The following is a 17,346-nucleotide window of genomic DNA, read 5'->3' as shown; positions in this document are numbered from 1 at the left end:
CTGTTTTTTAGAATTTTTATCTCGGGTCTTCCTTTTTAGAATTTAGCAGTTGTTTTTGACTGTATGACGGTCATTGCTGTAATTTTTGATTCAAACCTTTCTGCAATCTCCAATTCCTTTTCAAATGCTTTTTCAGAATATTTAGAACCATCAAATGGCATAACTCTTTTTTCTCCTTGTCATTATTTTAAGTATTAATTGAGAGCGCTATATCGAAAAACAGATTTGTACTTTATGTTGATTCTGATTTGTGATATTCATTTTGTTTATTTAATGTCCTTTTTCATATCAAGAAATTCTAGATTCAACAAAAAATAGCATAAAGGCAATTCAAGGCATTCAATAGTAAAATAATTTTAATTATTCACATAAATCATATACTGTAACAAAAGAAAAAACAAAGAGTATTCTGAAATCCTTTTTTATAATCAAAACTGACATTTAGATTCTCATATTAAATACAATGTTATTACAACGACATAGTGGCAACTGCAAAACAAATTCAAGCTGCTAAAGAAAATGTAAAAAAAGCACAGCAAAAATGGCAAAGCATGACTTCTCATCAACGAGAGTTAAGTCAACCTGAAGGACGATCCAGAAAAAAACCTGGAATGGGGCCTCATGGTAAATATTATAGAATAGTGGTTCGTCCAAAATCCGAATTTGACACTTTTCGTACTCATGATATTGGCAGAACTGGTCATACACAAAGAATTACGGGAAAAAGATCTAGTGGTAGTTGGGCAACGCACTGTTGGCTAATTCACAAAAATGATGCATATGTTGAAAATGGTCATTTAAAGTCAAATGATATTAAAATCAAAAAAATACTAAGTAATCTAAGAGGACCAATTAAAAAATACAAAGGCAATATCTTCCATGCAAAACCTAGAAAGAATATTCCTGAAAAGGACAAACCTACCAAGAAGCAGCAAAAAGCCAGAAAAGAAAATATCAAAAAAGCTCAAAAAGCCAGAAAAATAATTTAATTTTTTTAAAATATTTTGGTATTCAATACTATTTAGACATGAAAATTAATCATCAGATTTTCCAACATCCTAATGTGTGAATCAGCATGACAGTAAAATTATCATTTCCCACCATCAAGTAACTAATCCAATAAAATCCAAAAAATCATTTTAATTTTTGTTAATCATGCAATTCCTGCTGGCGGCATTGATGCAGGTGTTCCTGATGCATTCTCAAAATATTTTTTAGTTTCTTCTACCATTTTTTGATTCTTCTTGCCTATTTTTTCAAGTATTTCCTCAAATTTTTCAATTTCTACTTTAGCCTTGATGATTTCTGCAAGTGTCTTAATAGATTTTATTATGGCATCGTCATCAGGTATCATCATTCTGCAAGTAGTATACAAAACAATACTTGCTGTATCTGAATTCTTTAATGCAGAAATAATACTTGCATCAACACCTAGAACTGTTGCTCCAGGAATAAGTGGTAAGTTATATTCGCTCAAAAGTGATTTAGAATTCTTGTTGACTGCCAGACCATATGAAATAGACTCCTCTTTGAAGTCCTCACCCACCTCCAATCCACGCGGAATAATTATTTTTTTAATGTTATTTGTTTTAGCAAATTCTAGTGATTTTATTATTAAATCATATGCTGCAATTGGATTCAACGGAATATCTTCTAAAATGGAATAAATGTTATCTTTATTGTAGATTCGAACTGGTCCAAAGATTTCCCCCTGACTAATTCTGTATGCAGGAGAAATCTTTGTAATTTCTAGTTCTCCTATATCTTTCATCTGTAATTGAGTCATCAGGTAAGATGTCGCAAAAGATCCTACCAACCCCAAACTTGGGAATGCCACAATTAAAAATTTCTCATCCCGCATATCTTTTGAACTCATGACTGATTACTGTCTACTGAAACCAAATAAAGTACATTTACTTGATTTTCAGTTCTGGTATGACTAAATTTATTTTTGATGTAAACTGATAAAAAATGATAATTACTAACTAAAGAGATCTAATCTTTTTGATTCTATTTTACTCTCTGAGAATCATTCATCTTCCATTTCCAAAAAACTGAAAAATTTGTCTTCTTTCATAGACTGCAACTGAAATTAATATTATCAATCCAACTACCAAGCTTATCTCATCTGAAAATAATTTTGCAGATACTTCCCATATTCCTCTCCAAAAAAGAACCAGTCCAATACCGGTCATCAACAGAAGAATAGTGCGCTTTGTAAAAATAATCTCTTTCATGACCAACCATCTTTTGATTTTATTCTAAAAACATCTAGGGGGGTTATAATCTAACATATTAACAGATCATGCTAAATTAAAAAACAGTTTTCATTTCTAAGAGTTATCACTTCATAAATTCAAGAAGGTGTTATTTCGTGAGCAGGTATGGATCATGGAGATAATAGGACGTGGATTAAAACAGATTCTGGAAGGCTCCTCTGTATTTTCATCATCACCCATCATTTCAAACGAAACTCCAGCAAAATGATGATCTACACCAGACTTGAAATGTTGTATTACATATTGTGTGAAATCACCATACTTTTCAAAATGCAAAGATGTATAATCCATTCTTATAATTGCATCCTTTAATTGGTATTTTTGGTGTAATGCTTTGAGATCTTTTTCTTCAGAAATAGCACAAAGGACTTGTTTGTAAATGTTATTTGGAGTCATATCTAGATAAACTTTGGATTTGACTTTTTTAGAATTCGTTTTGCAGTTTGCTTACTTGCTCCATTTCCAATACATGTACTAAATCTTGTTTTCATTGAATTGGATCTGTCTTCCATCTGCTTTGTAAATGAAAACTTTTCTAGAAGTTGTAGATTAGATTAATTTTGAAGAGATTAATCTTTTACTCTAGAGATTCAGTTTTTTTCAATATTTTTCAACATGGATTTTCTTACCAGAATGGGAATGTTGTAGTAAGTCGCCAACGCAATAGCATCTGATGCCCTGAAATTTCTAAATACCATATCTTTTTTTCCAGTAAAATACAGATTTGCCCTGAAAATTCCCCCACTTTCATAGATTTTGACTTTGACTAGAAAGATTTCATTTTCCTCACAAATTTGTTCAACCAGGCGATAAATTGTTGGAGGATCGTCACGTTTCCCATTAGCAAAATCAGAAATAATCTTTGCAACTTCTGATGAAAAACCAGACATTACAAATTCAACTCTTCCATCTTTGAGCAATACTGCGCCTGTTTGTGAATCAAGAATTCCAATTTGGTCTACCTTAACTGTCTCGTAATCTGGATCTATTTCATCAATTTTCATTTGAATTCTTCCATCACTTTTTCTATTTTCTTCTCCTCTTCAATCATGATTTTTTCAAATTCTTCTCTTAATTTATCGCATTTTATTTGTTTTTCATCTTCGTCCATTTTTGAAAATCTAATGTCTCTGATTTCATTTACAATTGCAGACACTTTTTCGTTTGTCTCAATCATAATATCATCAATCTTTTTTTGCGATTGGGGATCCATATTTTCAAATAAGAGTAATACTAGATAAACTAGTTCAAAGTTGCCATATTTGAAAAACACTGAGCCTATTTTTAATTTTTAATTCAAAGCAAAAAAATAAAGAAATTTAAGACAATTAAAACACAAACTCAAATCGTCTTTCTTTGTATATTGAGTTTAGTTTTCCAATGATTGGAATTTTAGTTCCACAGTATTTGCATTGATTATTCTCATCAAGGTTCCATTCTAGAATGTCAAAGTTGTATCTCCTGACAGCAATTTTTTTACATTCATGACAATAGGTGTGCTCCAATGGATGTCCTGGAACATTGCCGACATATGCATATCTCAAACCTTCTTTCTTTGCAATTTCATGATGTTTCTCCAAAGTTTGAACAGGGGTAGCCTCAAACTCCATCATCTTGTATGAAGGATGAAACTGTAAGAAATTAATGGGTATATCTGGTCCAAATTCATCATACACAAACTTGCAAAGTTTTTTTGCATGTTCCCGGTTGTCTCCAACTTGAGGAACTACCAAATCCGTAATTTCAACATGAATTTTTGTTTTATCTCGAATTTCAATTAACGTATCAAAGATGGGTTGAGAATTAGGTATCCCCACATATTTTCTGAGAAATTTTTCCTCCCCATTTCCTTTAAAGTCAACAGTTATGCTATCCAGGAATTCATTCATCATTGAGACTGATTCTGGTGTACCATATCCGTTTGAAACAAAAATGTTAAACAATCCTTTCTTTCTTGCCAAGATCCCGCAGTCTCTTGCATATTCTAAAAATATACTAGGCTCGTTGTATGTATATGCAATTCCCTGACATCCTCTTTGAAGTGTCATGTCTACAACTTCCTTGGGAGTGATATCTACTCCTTCGATTTTCCTTCTTTGACTGAGGTCAAAGTTGATACAATATTTGCACAGCCAATTGCAACCAGTTGTACCAACTGAGAAAACCTTGCTTCCCGGCATGAAATGAGTTGCAGGTTTTTTCTCGATTGGATCAATATGTGCTGCAGCAACCTTTCCATAGACGTAAAGAACAAGTTTTCCATCCTTATTCCCTCTAATCCCACATAATCCAATTTGATCCTCACCAAGCTCACAATACCTGGCACATGCCAAACATCTTACCTTGTGATTTGGTAATCTTTCATAAAGTACTGTTTCTTTCTGCACTTCTATATTTAAATGAGTTTTGACATTAAACAGATAGGTAATTATCACTTTTGGGAATCATAAATCATACAAAAATTCTACTTACAATATTTTTCTATTACAAATTAAATCTTCATTGAAACAACCAATGATATTGTACATTCAAAAAGGGATTTTCAGGGATAATTTTTTAAAAGAATAATACCACGCACTCAGACAGAAAAAAAAACATGGTAAATAACATAACAGTATCTATTAGAAAAATTAATCAAAGAGAATTAGATAATGTCAAAATAAAGATTATTTATGAAAATCAGATTTGAATTTTAACATGTGATCTTTTATCGTTATTTTTGATCCTTTTTTCAGAGGAGATTTTTTTGTAATAGAATACATGTGTCCTGAAAATATCATCATTTCTCGCCTAAAAGAACGGAAAAATGACTATTCTGATGCAAGTGTTGAAGTTTATTAAAAAATGAAAAAAATCTACGAACCTGTAAAAGGAAAACACATTACAATTGACACTATTTTGGATCCTGAAAAAAATGCAAAATTAGTTTTAACTGAAATATTTGACGCAATAGTGAGATAAGTGTTTATTTGGTATAAATTCTGTCAACAGCCATGTCGTTTTAGACTGAGCAATAATTTTGAACCAATACAGCAAATTTCAATATAAAAAAATGATCAATTATAAATGAAAATAAAATAATAATCAAAAATACCTCTAGTTTTCATTAAATAGATGAAGGATATTTTTTGAAGATTGTTGTTAGTTTGATACTTTCTCGTTATTTTCAAAACCACAATGCGAACAATTGTGTCTAATGGTCATCCGCCTTGTCTAGAAAACGCGTTGGGTAATTTATGCACACAGATCCTGATATTTTTACCATGTCTTGAATTATGTTTTATTGATTAAAAATGTAATCCGTGATAATCAACTGCCTGATTTATACTATTTTATTATCTTGAATTAAAATTAATTATTTCACTTTTGTTACGGGAATTTTTGATTTGTTGATAACATGATTGGCAACACTGCCTAAAAATATTTCAAGTTCCGGATCTGGACTTTGAGAACCTATTACAATCATATCCACATCATGGTTTTTAGAATAAGTGACAATTGTTTTTTCAACATTGCTGCTGACTTCTTTAAACACACCGAAAAACTATACCTTGTTTTTGTGATATTTCTTCTGCTTGCTTGACTATCTCATCACTTCTTTGTTTTATTTTATTTATTATGAGTGATGAGATTTCATAAACATTAAAGGAGAGCATGCATTCAACCCACTGACTGATGATCCTGATTGTTTTACAACCCCTAATGCAAATCTCAAACCTCTAATAGAGTTTTTTGATCCATTCAAAGACCACAAAATTTGGTTTAATGTTTTGTTGGTCAGTGAAAATTAATGGTTTTAGCCATTATTTAGAAAACTAGTTTAAACAGGATAATGAAAACCATATTTCATCAATGTTATAAAAGACAATTCCATATCAAAATAGCACATAATGCAACTAAAAGTAAAAATTCTAAACATTGATTCAGGCGGTAAACCATTCGTGTTTTTGAATGACAATGATGCTGATGAATTGAACATCAATGCCTCTGAGCGTGTAACCATTCAAGCAAAAAAGAAAATCACTGCAATAGTCAACATATCTACAACTATTGAAAGGGGATTCCTAGGCGTAACAGAAGAAGTTAGAAAAATACTTTCCTTAAAGCAAAATTCCATAGTGGATGTAGACATTGCCCCATTTCCAAAATCACTTCAATTTATCCGAAACAAACTTTCAGGGAAAAAATTACTGTATTCAGAAATACATGAAATTGTAAAGGATTTGGTTGATGGTAATCTCAATCAAAACGAAATTTCGGCATTTGTAACTGCATTACATATAGACAAAATAGATCTAGATGAGGCAACAAGCTTGTCCCGTTCAATGGTGGATACAGGTAAAACCCTCAAAATTGATAAGGAAATCATTGTAGACAAACACAGTATTGGAGGGGTTCCAGGAGACAAAACAACATTATTGGTAGTTCCTATAATCGCATCAAAAGGGTTTACTATTCCAAAAACATCTTCCAGAGCCATTACTTCAGCAGCGGGAACTGCAGACCGTGCAGAAGTTTTGATGCCTGTAGAATCCACTACAAATAAAATGTTGCAGATACTAAAAAAATCAAATGGATGCATTGTATGGGGTGGTGCAATCGAATTAGCTCCTGCTGATGACATATTTGTGAAAACAGAATTTTCTCTTCATATAGATCCGTTGCTTTTGCCATCCATCATGAGTAAAAAGAAAGCAGTTGGTGCAACTCATCTTGTTATTGATATTCCAACTGGAAGAGGTGCAAAAATGAAAACAACAGGAGAGGCAGATCTTCTAGCAAGAGACATTATGGAGCTTGGTCGTAGATTAGGAATTCATACTCATTGTATAGTAACTTTTGGTGAACAGCCAATAGGAAATACCGTTGGTCCGGCACTTGAAGCAAAAGAGGCACTTGAGGTTTTAATGAATCAAAAATGCGTTCCTGATCTAATCGACAAAGCATGTCATATTTCTGGAAGTATATTTGAATTATTGGGAGAAAAAGACGGCTACTCGCTTGCAAAAAAAATACTTGAATCCGGCAAGGCAGAACAAAAAATGCGAGAAATAATCAAGGCTCAAGGTGGTAATCCGTCAATACTTCCAGAAGACATCCAAATTGGAAAATACTCGTTGGTTATCCGTTCTGAAAAACCTGGACAAGTCCTATGGATGGAAAATAGAATTATCGTAGAAATAGGACGTGCAGCAGGTGCTCCAAAAGACAAAGGTGCAGGAATTGTGTTTAACAAAAAAAATGGGGATCCTGTAGAGAAGGGAGAATTGTTGTTTACAGTTTATTCTGAAAAACCCCACAAACTCGATAGAGTAAAATACATTCTTTCTACGCAATCTCCGTTAGGCGTGGGTAAAAAATCCGATATGTTAATTCACACAATAACTGAATCCCCAGTAGTGGAAAGAACCTTTGTAATTGACAGATGATTAGAAACTAAATGTTACAAAAAAATTATTATTTCCAATCCAGGATGGTTTTAGAAATAATATATGATAAATCAATTTTTGAAAATTTCCCTTCAATAGAGTTTGTTCCTATGATTTCTGCAACTCCTGCTTTTTTGATCTTTTTTTCTGCATCTCCCACAAAAACAGGATGTGTGCATACTACGTACAACTTTCTGAAATTTTCTTTATTAAGAGATTGAATTATCCTTAGAATACTTCTGCCCGTAGACACCATGTCATCAAAGAATATTATGTCTTGCCCTTTGGAAAATTTTGGGAAAGGTGGTTTGATGACTAATTTTCCTGTCTTCCTATTTCTTTGTTTATTTATGGCAACAGCTGTTGCGTTGATATGTTTTGCAAATTTTTCTGCATTGGATTTCCAAAATAGGTCAGGGGATATCACAAGTGGGTTTTTCAGTTTATATTTTTTGAAGTACTCTGCAAATAAGTAAACAACAGAAATATTTTTTGTAGGTAATTTAAAAAAACTAAGCGCCTTTGGACTGTGAAAATCAACTACGATTAATCGTGTTGCGCCAGCTGCTTTGAACAATTTTGCAATAACTGAAATTGTTACGATTTCTCCCTTGAGAAACTCTTTGTCTTGTTTGGCATATCCCATATATGGTACTACAGCAATCACGTTTGAAGACATTTCGCGAGACTTTGAAATTAAGGATAGAGTTTGAATAAGATGGGAATCCACAGGTGGGCCCATGGAAGATACGACAATGATTGTTCCATTGTTTATATGTCCTGAAATGGTGAGTTTACTTTCTCCATCAGCGAAAACTCTCAATGTTGTTTTTAGATATCTTGTTTGTAGTTTTTTTGCAATCTTTTTTGCTAGATTTTTAGAGGCAGGGCTTCCAATAACAAAATAATCATTCATCAACAATAATGGAGTTTATTTTTCTTATTAGTATTATTTTTTTATGATCTCAAGTAAACATAAGATACGATATCATAGTAAAAATTCATGCCCAGAATCAAAAATTAATTCGGTACAATCAGATGGTTTTTTTGTTAACTATTTTCATCTTTGATAAGCATACCATCTGTTTTTAATAGTTCATAATGTGTCGATATTCATGCTTTTTAGAAATATCATGGTGCCATATGATGGTTCAAAATATTCACTTCATGCATTCAAGATTGCACTAGATATTGCACAAAAATATGATTCAAAGTTAACTGTTCTCACATGTCTTGCCAAACCTGAATATCGTGGTGTATGGTACTATGATTCACGTTACGCCAAGGCAGTACTAAAAAAAGAAGAAAAGGCAGCACGGGAAAATATCTCAACAATGATAGAACCTACAAAAAAGAAGACAGGCGTTCCAATAAACTTTAAGATAATTCCTACCGTACGCATAACAGACCAAATAGCATCTTTTGCAAAATCACATAAAATTGATCTAGTTGTAATGGGCTCACATGGAAGAGCTGGATTTGATAAGATGATTCTTGGCAGTGTTGCTCACGGGGTCAGCCAAAAAATTCACTGTCCTGTGATGATTACAAAATAATCCATTTAATGTAAGAATGCAACATCAAATGCATCTACATTCACTATTCTCACTCATCTAATTGATAATATATCTTAATTATTAAAAATAAAAATCACAACAATCATAATATAAATAATTTTCATGAGTATATTGTAGTACAGATATGTAACCTAAAGCACAAAAAAAGATTGATTAGATATGTATGAGATGAATGAAAAAGTATCTACCATAATAAATGAAATTAGGGATATTCGATTTTCAATGGTGAGAAAAAGTATGATGAAGAAATAATGCTTTTACTGGTTTTAAAAAATTAGTCATGTTTTATAGAATTTAATTAAACATACAAAAAAACCATTAAAAAAATAAAAAAGAGGATTACTTGTCAATTGATTCCAGAGTAATAGTGTATGAATGGTAAATGGAGTGTCTTTCATGGTATGAAATGCTATTCCATTTCCAGAAAATTCTCAGGTACTGCTTGTTTTGTCTGCCCTGATGAAGGTGAATGCATACTTTGTCTTTTCATCAATGGTCCATGTTGGCTCCCTTATTATTGACAGGATCTCTGGGTCCTGTCAATGATACAAATTGTACTGACTCAGAGGCAACAAATGTACCCTACCTCGATAAAACTCGTCACCTGGGGGTAAGTGTCATTGCAATATTATGTCCTTCGTGTCCAAGATCTGGACTTTTCATAGATATCATATTTTCTGAATAGATCATCTTTGAGGGCTGTACTTACTTGTATGTAACATAATATGTCACCATAAATGGTTCAGAATTCATAGAATGTATTGCCAATACCTTACACTAAACGTATAGATTCCAGAGTTGAATTTTTGCAATATGTAAAATAGGGATTGCGCACTTGTTCTTTTATGGCAACATTGGATGAATTGAGAGTCTGTAAGTCTTGTGGTAATGTGTTCTCTAAAAAGGCAGGAGTCACAATAATCACAGAATGTCCACAGTGTAAGGGTACCAGTTTTGAGCAAATTGTGATTGGCCCTTCAGAAAACGAGGAAGTGTACCTGGATGAGTTGGACTAAATATACAAATACCTATGGCCTAGTGTTTTAGTGATTCAACCATTTTTCAGAGGAGGATTGTAGCTATACAACCATTACAAAAATGGAAAAAGTGATAACATCTAAAACGAATACAGATATGGAAAAGCGGTTTGAAACAACTGTGTTTCTGATATTTTTTATCAATTCAGTTTCGACAGTTTTCTTTTCGGTATCAATTCGGAGTAATAATTTATCAATTCGGTGAAATTCTCCGAGAGTTTCCGATAATTTTATCGATTATTCCTATCTATTCGGAGGTTTTTTTGAAACTTTTCCGAAATTGGTAAAAAATAACTCATTCTAGTTTTTCGTTAAAGTCCACCATGAATAAAATGATGACATCAGATCGGTAAAAACCCCCATGTTTCCATTAAGTAGTTTTAGATTTTGCTCCATTACATTAAGCGCGGTTTCAGCTATTCTTGCTTGGTTTGAATATGAAGAACTTACAGAATTGTAGAATTTCTTGAATGCGTCATTGTAAAAATCAGGGGTATCTATCTTTACTCCGTTTTTAGCCAAGTTATCTTGGTATTCAAATATGTTATCTGCAAAATGCTTGTAGTGTGTCCTCGTTTATTGTGTGTGATTTTTACCATGCATGGGATTGTTCAATTAGATTTAAAATCATTTATTAGAATTTCAAGATTGGAAAAAACTGCAACAATGTATTACACTATATCACGATATTTTTTAGTTTAGTATGAATATAAAATTGTAATTTATTTGAACAGCATAGATAATTTTAAAAAAATCATTTCCAAGGATTTGATTACTCATCACAAGACTCTACATCATTACCATTTTTTCATCTTGACTTGCTTTTTTTCACATATTTCATGAGGCATTCATCAGAACAGTGAGTCAACTCTGGTTCTTTCATAACTTTGCCACAGTTAAGACACCACTTTCCCATGTTTTTTACAACTCTGTAAACACCAACAGATTATTTAGGAAATTCTATGACTCTCACTTTTGAAAATCAAAATAGATTACTCTATGAGAAGATCCTAATTTATTAATCATGATTGGCAAAGACACGTCATAGAAGTACTTGGTTCCATCAGTTATAAAAAGAAAATCACATGTTATTACAAAAGAAAAGACAAAGACCATCAGACAATTGGAAATGATATGACGACAACAGAAATTAACATGATAGTAGAATCAGTAAAATTAATCATAAAAGACAATGTTATGTTTATGAAGGGAAAATATGACCTGAAAAGATGTATCAAAACATTAGAAGATTACATGCAGGTAACAGGAATCAAGTCAGACCACCGAACAGAATGGTCACTGCACCACTTTATAGTATAACATGGATTGGGAATGAAATGGTCCTTGTTTACAGAACAATTACTAAAAGAAATATTTCACGATTTTTGCCAGAAAAGAATGTAAAATGTTAGACTACGGACTCTACCGTAATCACAACCATATCTTTAGGTACAACTTTTGCTGTTACTATTGAACCAGTTTATCAGTGACAGAACGATTCTTGAAGGACTCTCACGAATTACAAAATATCAAAAGGATATTGATAATTTACCGGATGTCCCAATTAACAAATTCACATTTGATCATATCAAAGTCATTACAGAAGATCTCTCACCTGACAAACTTTGTTCAGTAATGGATATGATGTAATACCCATATGTAATCTACAAAGATATCGTCGTTAGTCCATGGGATATATGCTTGGCTTTATCATCAAAAGACATACAAAAATCATATGCTAAACTTGAGATGGTGAAAAGATGTCCTCGTTGTGGGAAAAATATCAATTAAAACACCATCTAAAAATTACCAAATTAATTATTATGACTAGTATAAAGTTTCTAAAAAGATGTCATTTTAGACGTCTGTATATTTCTTTGAATTCAGATGATATATTGTATGCTATGTTTAAGACATATGTTAATTGATACATGGATTTTTTCCATTACCAATTTGTCTTAAAATCGTCAGATCTTTTTATGGAGAAGTTGTAGATGATGGTTTTTGGCCCTTCTAAATTTACAAGAATTCATTAAAGTAATATTCCAAATAATAATCAAGACATTGGACGTTTGCAACTCATATATTAGTGAAATAAAGCGTTGTTAGTTTGTCTTTTAATTTAATTATATAGTTAATTTCAATATTGAGATTCATGTTCATACTATTATTTAGCAAATAATATGTGTCATTATGCTTCAAAATAGATACAAAAAAATACTTGTTGGGATAGATGGCTCTGCAAACTCTATACGTGGATTAAATCAGGCCATATCTCTTGCAAGACAATCACAAGGAATAATCACAGGAATTCATGTATTGCCAGAATTTCCACCATCATATGAAATAAACATAAAATCATACCGTGCACAACTAAGTAAACAGGGAAAAAAATTCATAGAATTTGCCAAAACTAGCGCAGCTCGTCACGGAATAGAATTTCATGAAAAAATTGCTTCCTCAAAAAATGTCGTAGATACGATAGTAGGATTTGCCAGCAAGAGTAAATTTGATGTCATAGTTATTGGTTCAAGAGGATTAGGATCACCTAAAGCAAACTATGTTGGAAGTGTTGCACATGGAATAGTAAATAATTCAAAGGTTCCAGTGTTGGTTGTAAAATAGATGGTCCTTTTTTTAATAACATGTTTTCAAGTTGAATCCTCTTTGCACCATTGCTTAACTTCAGGTCATAGACTTGTAATCTATTTACCGCCATACATAGTCCAGGCATTCCCCCTGGCGATGGTGGCATTGCAGAGCCTCTTGATGATGATGCAACTATATTATCAATTCGTAATATCATGTTTGCAGTCTCAGTAGCTGCTTTTATTATTTGCTCTTTGACCTTGACTGGTTCCATAATTTTCAGTTTCTCAAAATCTGCAACAGTTCCATTAATTACATCAACACCGGTATGTTTTTCACCATTACTTTGTTTTGATCTCAATTGTGTAATAGTATCAATAGGATTCATTCTGGAATATTATACTGGGAGTATCTACAATATATGGCGCGGCAAGTATTCTATTTTTGGTAGGAATCATATTTTCAAACTTTCCAGAATCTGCCGCAGGCTCTCAATCAATGTATGTGTAAGCAGTAAAAATCGAGATCAAAAACATACAAAGGAGATATTTGATAGGTTTCCAGAACAGTTTGGGGTGACGTCTACAAACAATTTGCTAAATCCTTTTATGTAAATCTCCTTTTGAAAATTAATTTATTGTATTCATTCAAGCAAGGAATGCTTGGTATATGTATTTGAGAGGTTAGGAAAATAGAGTTACTTTTGCACATTGTATTTTTCGATGACAATCTCTGTTTCAGTAAAATAAATTCTATGCAGATATTTCTTGATTGTTTTCAAATTTAGTATTCTAAGCATCATTTAATTTATCAGAAAATCATCATCTCATAGTTGGAATACGTTGAAATTGAAATTATCTCCATAGTAATTCTCATAGGACTTTATGCACTTTTTAGCGGATTGGAGATTGCCATAGTAGGAGTAAGGCGCTCCAAAGTGATTAGATTATACCGACAACAAGTTCCAGGTTCTTCTCCGCTCTACAAGTTAAAGATGAATCCCAGTATGATGACCTCAAGTGTAAATCTTGGCAATACCCTAGTCAATGTAGCATCTTCGGTTCTAGCTGCAGATGTTGCAATAAAGTTACTTGGAAGTCAAGGTGTGGGAATTATAATCGGGATAATGACATTTGTAATTTTGATATTTGGAGAAATACTACCTAAAACATACTGTAATGTTAATCCCGAAAAAATCTCTCTGCGATTCAGTAAGGTGTTGCTTGGCTTTACCTATATGATGTATCCCTTTGTAATATTTCTAGAACACATTACTAAAACTATAATGAAATTATCTGGAGATTATCCTCATCTAAAACCAATCACAGAAGAAGAAATCAAAGAAGTCATTGATCAAGGATATACGGAAAAAACTCTAGAAAAAGAAGAGCGTAATCTAGTACACAATGCACTGAAATTTGATGATACGTCAATTCAAAATGTAATGACTCCAAAAAGAGAGATATTTTCGCTTGACAGCAAAAAGATTCTATCTGAAGTCATATCTAAAATTGAAGAAAAAGGATTTTCTCGCATTCCTGTTTTTACAAAAATACCTGAAAACATTGTAGGAATATTACACATTTGGGATATTGCAAAACTACCTGAAAAAGAATTTCATAAAACTAGATTAAGCACAATTGCCCGAAAACCCTTTTTTGTTTATTCAAGTGATAAAATCAGTGATCTCCTCATCGAACTCAAGAAAAAAGACTCCCACATGGCAGTGGTACTGAATAATGAAGAAAAACTTGAAGGAATAATAACAATAGAAGATCTCATTGAAGAAATAGTAGGCGACATAATGGGGGAGACTAAAAGGAGATAGTATATGTTCGTAAATTCTGCATAATGCCGTCTCCTATTCTTATCATATCCTTTGTTTTTTCGTAAAGAATTTTTTATTCAATACTAAACATAATACGTCATGGTTCTCCTTACACATTATGAAATATAATCATGATATCTATTTTTCACTGGTGGTAACAAAGATTTTCTTTTAATTATAAAAATGATGAAAAGCAATGTTTGGAAATATGATGTTTAATGAACAATAGGGCTAGTAGTTGATTGGTTATTTTAATAACATTTCTAAGACAGAGTTTATTCATTAACAATTTATGATACATTATCTATTTTTTGCAAATGCACCTTGATGATCAGTTAAACAACATGCACATTGTTTTGTATAACATTCTTCAATTTTTTCATGACCACAAGAACCACAATTGCAAGAATCACCCATGATTTTAAGAGATGGTTTTAGCAGTTAAACTCCAATCAAGATTCTCAAAAATGAAATTGAAAATCAGATTAAATACATAGATTAACTATACATAAACATGACTTCCAACATAACCCGTAAAATAAATTCAGAAGAATTGGAAAAATTAAAAAAAGATGAAAAAATTAGAAACGATGTTAGACGAAAAGGACAAAAAAAAGGTGTTAGCATATCTACAGATAAATCAAAACTAAAAGAAGAAAAACCTGATAGACCTGCACGAAAAAGTCCTAAAAAGCGAGTTTCAGTTAGATAAATAATGAATTGCGATGAAACGTAAAAGACAACCAAAATTTTTAATAAATGCTCCCATAGACCTAAAATCAATTATCAAACAGCCTATTTCAATTACTCCAAATACCAACATATTAGATGCAAAAGATATTTTGATACGACATAGAATTGGAAGATTGATTGTTAAATTTAATGAAAAACCAATAGGGATTATTACTGAAAAAGATATTGTAAAAAGTATTTCAGTTTTCAATGGGAAACCCATTACAAAAATTCTTGCTCTAGACATAATGTCAAAAGATTTGGTTACCGTATACCCTGATGACTCAATTTATGATTGTGCAAAATTGATGAAAAAGCACTGTATTAGTTCAGTTATCGTAAAGAGTCATAAAAATAAACTAGTAGGCATCATTACAAAAACAGATCTTGTTTCCACTTTTCTTATGATAAGTACTGCAAGATTACCAATATCAAAAATCATGACAAAAAAAGTAATCACAGTATCTCCCAATGACTCAATTTTTGAAGTTCAAAGTGTTCTTCTAAATAACAACATCCGAAGATTGATCGTATCAAAAAATAAAATCCCCGTAGGGATTATTACTTATCGAGACTTTGTTCCTGCAAAGACTTTTGATGTATACAAAGAGTTTACGGGTCCTGCGGAAAGAGCTGAAATATTTTGGAACTCTAAAATTAATGAATTCAATGTAAACAATTTGAGCTATTTACTTACATTTTTAGCAAAAGACATTATGACAAAAAACCCATTTTTTGTTTCTCCAGATGATATGGTGTATCTGGCCGCAATTTTGATGATTAGGCATGGAATTAGCGGTCTTCCTGTAATACGAGGTAAAAAATTGATAGGAATAATAACAAAATCAGATATTGTTAATGTCATAGCAGATCATGGAAAAATTTGAATTTCATTTATGAATTATGCTGAGATATTGTATTAGCGGATCAAAATAATAAATAAAAATCAGACATTACAAGTATTATCTCATCAATACTAACACATTATTTTTGTTAATCTAATCCACTCTCCACTAGAAATACATGTATCTGGAAATAATAGATTGCATACATTTGTAAGTTTTAACCTAAGGAAACATCAAGAATAAGCATTATGATCAAACCTACCATCAACATGATAGTGGGCAATGAATTTGTTTTTTCTTTTTGTGATTCAGGAATTATTTCATGTGCTATTACAAACACCATTGCACCTGCTGCAAAACCCATTGCATATGGGAGTACCGCTGTAAATGTAGATACCCAAAATGCACCTATAAGAGTCAGAGGTATTTCAACACCTCCAGATAAAAAACCATAAAAAAAGATTTTTTTCTGGAATATTTTTCTGTGGATAAGAGAGAAAAACTTACTGCCATCCCTTCAGGTATGTTTTGAATTCCTATGGCAAACATTAACACCAATGCATTTGCAATGTTTTCAGCACCAAATCCTACGCCAACTGCCAAGCATAATCTTCCAGAAGGGTTGGTAATAGCAAAAACAAACAACATGATTCCACGCATTCGTCGTGTAGAAATTTTATGAGTCGGACTATAACTATGAATTCCAAGTTTTCCAATCCATTTGTCACCTAGAAAAATGAAAAATCCGCCCAATCCAAGTCCGATAGATACAGGTAAAATTCCACTCATTTCTGTAGCAGGAATAATTAAACTAGTGAAACTTGCAGCTAGTATCACCCCCGCAGCAAGGCCCAAAGATGCATTGATGATTTGAGAAGAGATGTTTTTTACAAGAAAAACACTTGTCGCCCCTAGAACATTCATGGCTGCAAGAAAAAGCCCTCCTAAAACTGCCAAAAAGACAAGATCTAGGTTTTTGACAAACTCTATGATTTCCAAGCAGCGTATGTATAAGAAATAGAAAATTAAA

24 protein-coding genes are annotated in these 17,346 nt (G+C 32.2%); 11 read left to right on the top strand and 13 right to left on the bottom strand.

Features of this window, described 5'->3' with window-relative positions:
* Positions 1-35 precede the first annotated feature (35 nt).
* Entirely contained in the window at positions 36-161 is a 126-nt protein-coding gene (locus OEM44_09375) for a universal stress protein (GenBank protein ID MDH3517005.1), read from the bottom strand.
* A gap of 321 nt (positions 162-482) precedes the next feature.
* Between OEM44_09375 and OEM44_09370 the strand changes: the two genes are divergently transcribed.
* Positions 483-989, top strand: coding sequence for a hypothetical protein (locus tag OEM44_09370; protein MDH3517004.1), 507 nt, complete (start codon positions 483-485; stop codon positions 987-989).
* A gap of 164 nt (positions 990-1,153) precedes the next feature.
* Here the strand turns inward: OEM44_09370 and OEM44_09365 are convergent, their stop codons facing one another.
* The 7 genes from OEM44_09365 to OEM44_09335 all read right to left on the bottom strand — a co-directional run bounded on the left by OEM44_09365 (position 1,154) and on the right by OEM44_09335 (position 5,814).
* Positions 1,154-1,876, bottom strand: a complete 723-nt coding sequence (locus OEM44_09365; GenBank protein ID MDH3517003.1) for a PAC2 family protein — start codon at positions 1,874-1,876, stop codon at positions 1,154-1,156.
* Between the two features lie 157 nt (positions 1,877-2,033).
* A complete protein-coding gene (locus OEM44_09360) occupies positions 2,034-2,237 on the bottom strand; it encodes a hypothetical protein (GenBank protein ID MDH3517002.1) in 204 nt (67 codons plus the stop codon).
* Positions 2,238-2,348: 111 nt separating this feature from the next.
* Positions 2,349-2,675, bottom strand: a complete 327-nt coding sequence (locus OEM44_09355; GenBank protein MDH3517001.1) for a hypothetical protein — start codon at positions 2,673-2,675, stop codon at positions 2,349-2,351.
* A 194-nt stretch (positions 2,676-2,869) separates the two neighbouring features.
* Positions 2,870-3,283, bottom strand: coding sequence for a bifunctional nuclease family protein (locus tag OEM44_09350; protein ID MDH3517000.1), 414 nt, complete (start codon positions 3,281-3,283; stop codon positions 2,870-2,872).
* Positions 3,280-3,492 (bottom strand): hypothetical protein, encoded by a 213-nt coding sequence (locus tag OEM44_09345; GenBank protein MDH3516999.1) that lies wholly within the window; start codon positions 3,490-3,492, stop codon positions 3,280-3,282. Before OEM44_09345 ends, OEM44_09350 begins: the two co-directional genes overlap by 4 nt.
* Before the next feature lie 115 nt (positions 3,493-3,607).
* Positions 3,608-4,666: an AmmeMemoRadiSam system radical SAM enzyme gene (gene amrS / locus OEM44_09340; GenBank protein ID MDH3516998.1), complete on the bottom strand. Its 1,059-nt coding sequence runs from the start codon at positions 4,664-4,666 to the stop codon at positions 3,608-3,610.
* A 968-nt stretch (positions 4,667-5,634) separates the two neighbouring features.
* Positions 5,635-5,814: a universal stress protein gene (locus OEM44_09335; GenBank protein MDH3516997.1), complete on the bottom strand. Its 180-nt coding sequence runs from the start codon at positions 5,812-5,814 to the stop codon at positions 5,635-5,637.
* A gap of 355 nt (positions 5,815-6,169) precedes the next feature.
* Here OEM44_09335 and OEM44_09330 point away from each other — a divergent pair, with 355 nt between their 5' ends.
* Entirely contained in the window at positions 6,170-7,708 is a 1,539-nt protein-coding gene (locus OEM44_09330) for an AMP phosphorylase (protein MDH3516996.1), read from the top strand.
* Between the two features lie 28 nt (positions 7,709-7,736).
* Here OEM44_09330 and prs read toward each other — a convergent pair whose 3' ends face one another.
* On the bottom strand, positions 7,737-8,624 hold the full coding sequence (gene prs / locus OEM44_09325) for a ribose-phosphate diphosphokinase (protein ID MDH3516995.1): 888 nt from the start codon (positions 8,622-8,624) through the stop codon (positions 7,737-7,739).
* Positions 8,625-8,823: 199 nt separating this feature from the next.
* Between prs and OEM44_09320 the strand changes: the two genes are divergently transcribed.
* The 3 genes from OEM44_09320 to OEM44_09310 all read left to right on the top strand — a co-directional run bounded on the left by OEM44_09320 (position 8,824) and on the right by OEM44_09310 (position 10,301).
* On the top strand, positions 8,824-9,264 hold the full coding sequence (locus tag OEM44_09320; GenBank protein MDH3516994.1) for a universal stress protein: 441 nt from the start codon (positions 8,824-8,826) through the stop codon (positions 9,262-9,264).
* 499 nt (positions 9,265-9,763) lie between these two features.
* Positions 9,764-9,970, top strand: coding sequence for a hypothetical protein (locus OEM44_09315; protein ID MDH3516993.1), 207 nt, complete (start codon positions 9,764-9,766; stop codon positions 9,968-9,970).
* 160 nt (positions 9,971-10,130) lie between these two features.
* The gene (locus tag OEM44_09310) at positions 10,131-10,301 is read left to right on the top strand and encodes a hypothetical protein (GenBank protein MDH3516992.1); all 171 of its coding nucleotides are present in this window, start codon (positions 10,131-10,133) and stop codon (positions 10,299-10,301) included.
* A 321-nt stretch (positions 10,302-10,622) separates the two neighbouring features.
* On the opposite strand, the gene OEM44_09305 is transcribed toward OEM44_09310, so the two are convergent.
* Entirely contained in the window at positions 10,623-10,844 is a 222-nt protein-coding gene (locus OEM44_09305; protein MDH3516991.1) for a hypothetical protein, read from the bottom strand.
* Positions 10,845-11,456: 612 nt separating this feature from the next.
* On the opposite strand from OEM44_09305, the gene OEM44_09300 reads away from it, so the two are divergent.
* The 3 genes from OEM44_09300 (at position 11,457) to OEM44_09290 (ending at position 12,947) form a co-directional block, all read left to right on the top strand.
* Entirely contained in the window at positions 11,457-11,642 is a 186-nt protein-coding gene (locus OEM44_09300; GenBank protein ID MDH3516990.1) for a hypothetical protein, read from the top strand.
* 150 nt (positions 11,643-11,792) lie between these two features.
* Complete coding sequence (locus tag OEM44_09295) at positions 11,793-11,972, top strand: hypothetical protein (protein MDH3516989.1); 180 nt, start codon at positions 11,793-11,795, stop codon at positions 11,970-11,972.
* A 543-nt stretch (positions 11,973-12,515) separates the two neighbouring features.
* Entirely contained in the window at positions 12,516-12,947 is a 432-nt protein-coding gene (locus OEM44_09290) for a universal stress protein (GenBank protein ID MDH3516988.1), read from the top strand.
* Here OEM44_09290 and OEM44_09285 read toward each other — a convergent pair.
* Positions 12,871-13,299 (bottom strand): hypothetical protein, encoded by a 429-nt coding sequence (locus OEM44_09285; protein MDH3516987.1) that lies wholly within the window; start codon positions 13,297-13,299, stop codon positions 12,871-12,873. The two genes, OEM44_09290 and OEM44_09285, sit on opposite strands and share 77 nt — an antisense overlap.
* Positions 13,300-13,743: 444 nt before the next feature.
* Between OEM44_09285 and OEM44_09280 the strand changes: the two genes are divergently transcribed.
* From OEM44_09280 to OEM44_09270, 3 genes are all read left to right on the top strand, one after another.
* Positions 13,744-14,739 (top strand): hemolysin family protein, encoded by a 996-nt coding sequence (locus OEM44_09280; protein ID MDH3516986.1) that lies wholly within the window; start codon positions 13,744-13,746, stop codon positions 14,737-14,739.
* Positions 14,740-15,253: 514 nt separating this feature from the next.
* A complete protein-coding gene (locus OEM44_09275; protein ID MDH3516985.1) occupies positions 15,254-15,451 on the top strand; it encodes a hypothetical protein in 198 nt (65 codons plus the stop codon).
* 13 nt (positions 15,452-15,464) lie between these two features.
* Positions 15,465-16,358, top strand: a complete 894-nt coding sequence (locus tag OEM44_09270; protein MDH3516984.1) for a CBS domain-containing protein — start codon at positions 15,465-15,467, stop codon at positions 16,356-16,358.
* A 175-nt stretch (positions 16,359-16,533) separates the two neighbouring features.
* Here OEM44_09270 and OEM44_09265 read toward each other — a convergent pair whose 3' ends face one another.
* Positions 16,534-16,680 carry a hypothetical protein gene (locus OEM44_09265; protein ID MDH3516983.1) on the bottom strand — a complete coding sequence of 49 codons (147 nt, stop codon included), beginning with the start codon at positions 16,678-16,680 and terminating at the stop codon, positions 16,534-16,536.
* Positions 16,681-16,733: 53 nt separating this feature from the next.
* Complete coding sequence (locus OEM44_09260) at positions 16,734-17,315, bottom strand: hypothetical protein (GenBank protein MDH3516982.1); 582 nt, start codon at positions 17,313-17,315, stop codon at positions 16,734-16,736.
* Between the last annotated feature and the right edge of the window lie 31 nt (positions 17,316-17,346).

The organism is Nitrosopumilus sp. (genome assembly GCA_029862745.1).
Taxonomy (GTDB): domain Archaea; phylum Thermoproteota; class Nitrososphaeria; order Nitrososphaerales; family Nitrosopumilaceae; genus Nitrosopumilus.
The sequence above is the reverse complement of the archived record's forward strand: the minus strand, read 5'-3'. Positions and strand labels throughout refer to the sequence as shown.

Excerpts from the sequence above, each read along its gene's own strand:
- OEM44_09355 (MDH3517001.1), bottom strand. The coding sequence starts at position 2,675 with ATGACTCCAAATAACATTTACAAACAAGTCCTTTGTGCTATTTCTGAA.
- OEM44_09320 (MDH3516994.1), top strand. The coding sequence starts at position 8,824 with ATGCTTTTTAGAAATATCATGGTGCCATATGATGGTTCAAAATATTCA.
- OEM44_09375 (MDH3517005.1), bottom strand. The coding sequence starts at position 161 with ATGCCATTTGATGGTTCTAAATATTCTGAAAAAGCATTTGAAAAGGAA.
- OEM44_09285 (MDH3516987.1), bottom strand. The coding sequence starts at position 13,299 with ATGAATCCTATTGATACTATTACACAATTGAGATCAAAACAAAGTAAT.
- OEM44_09300 (MDH3516990.1), top strand. The coding sequence starts at position 11,457 with ATGACGACAACAGAAATTAACATGATAGTAGAATCAGTAAAATTAATC.
- OEM44_09290 (MDH3516988.1), top strand. The coding sequence starts at position 12,516 with ATGCTTCAAAATAGATACAAAAAAATACTTGTTGGGATAGATGGCTCT.
- OEM44_09310 (MDH3516992.1), top strand. The coding sequence starts at position 10,131 with ATGGCAACATTGGATGAATTGAGAGTCTGTAAGTCTTGTGGTAATGTG.
- OEM44_09350 (MDH3517000.1), bottom strand. The coding sequence starts at position 3,283 with ATGAAAATTGATGAAATAGATCCAGATTACGAGACAGTTAAGGTAGAC.
- OEM44_09275 (MDH3516985.1), top strand. The coding sequence starts at position 15,254 with ATGACTTCCAACATAACCCGTAAAATAAATTCAGAAGAATTGGAAAAA.
- prs (MDH3516995.1), bottom strand. The coding sequence starts at position 8,624 with ATGAATGATTATTTTGTTATTGGAAGCCCTGCCTCTAAAAATCTAGCA.
- OEM44_09270 (MDH3516984.1), top strand. The coding sequence starts at position 15,465 with ATGAAACGTAAAAGACAACCAAAATTTTTAATAAATGCTCCCATAGAC.
- OEM44_09265 (MDH3516983.1), bottom strand. The coding sequence starts at position 16,680 with ATGGGTTTTGCAGCAGGTGCAATGGTGTTTGTAATAGCACATGAAATA.
- OEM44_09330 (MDH3516996.1), top strand. The coding sequence starts at position 6,170 with ATGCAACTAAAAGTAAAAATTCTAAACATTGATTCAGGCGGTAAACCA.
- OEM44_09360 (MDH3517002.1), bottom strand. The coding sequence starts at position 2,237 with ATGAAAGAGATTATTTTTACAAAGCGCACTATTCTTCTGTTGATGACC.
- OEM44_09365 (MDH3517003.1), bottom strand. The coding sequence starts at position 1,876 with ATGAGTTCAAAAGATATGCGGGATGAGAAATTTTTAATTGTGGCATTC.
- OEM44_09345 (MDH3516999.1), bottom strand. The coding sequence starts at position 3,492 with ATGGATCCCCAATCGCAAAAAAAGATTGATGATATTATGATTGAGACA.